Origin of the sequence: Fodinicola feengrottensis (assembly GCF_039530045.1) — a bacterium.
Lineage (GTDB): Bacteria > Actinomycetota > Actinomycetes > Mycobacteriales > HKI-0501 > Fodinicola > Fodinicola feengrottensis.
This window is the reverse complement of record NZ_BAAANY010000068.1, coordinates 1-774: the sequence shown is the minus strand read 5'-3', so window position 1 is coordinate 774 and position 774 is coordinate 1. Positions and strand designations below refer to the sequence as shown.

Annotated in this window: 1 protein-coding gene; it reads left to right on the top strand. The window is 62.5% G+C overall.

All coding sequences use genetic code 11. The features are described from left to right. Nucleotides 1-449, top strand: a 449-nt coding sequence (locus ABD301_RS42185; protein WP_344315612.1) for a hypothetical protein, incomplete at its 5' end; no start/stop codon positions are given. Nucleotides 450-774: the final 325 nt, after the last annotated feature.

Sequence of the window (774 nt, the reverse complement as noted above, 5' to 3'; positions counted from 1 at the left end):
CCATGGCGACCCAAGCGGTAAAGCGCCGTCGGCTTGCGCACCTAGATGCCCAGCTCACGGAGGCCATCACTGCGGCCAGCCCCCAAGCACAGCGAGCTATCGCCCTTGAAGCGCTCGGACACATTGCAACGCTCGCTGACTGGCCAGAGGGCACGCGCCAGGCGGTAGACGCGGCCAACCGCAATGAGTTCAGTGCGACAGGTCGGACATGGCTAGCGGACGCTGCCGACCGGACGGACGATCTTCGGCTAGCAGCTGAGGACTCGGACAACAAAGGTGCGGCGGACCACTACTGGCGGATCACATGCGCCTACTCCGCAGCCCGATGGGTGCTCGATGACGACCCTTCCGCAGCCGCGCAGGATGCCGTCTACCACGCCGCGATGGGTGGCGACCGGCATCAACTTTTTTCGGTCGTTCGTGCTCGACTGAATCTCGCTCCTGCCTGATCGAGGCCGGTTCTACAGTCTCAGCACCAGTCTCATTTCTAGTCTCATTCGCTGCCGTACGGCGGCGTTCAGCGTCGGACGTCGGGAAGTATCGTGCCTGCTCACGGACGTTGTCGGCCCTGGTTGGACGGGTGGTCGCAGACCTCGAAAGCGTGTGAGGAGGACGATGGCGCACGGAGCAACTCACCGTGCCTCTCCTGTAGTAAGACCTGTAGTAAAGACCTATCGAAACAGGGGAGACGCCGTAAGACGGATTGAGACGGAGCGGTGACAAAGCCGCTAGTCAGAGCCAGTCTGTGCGGTGCGGGACTGACCGGATGAGACG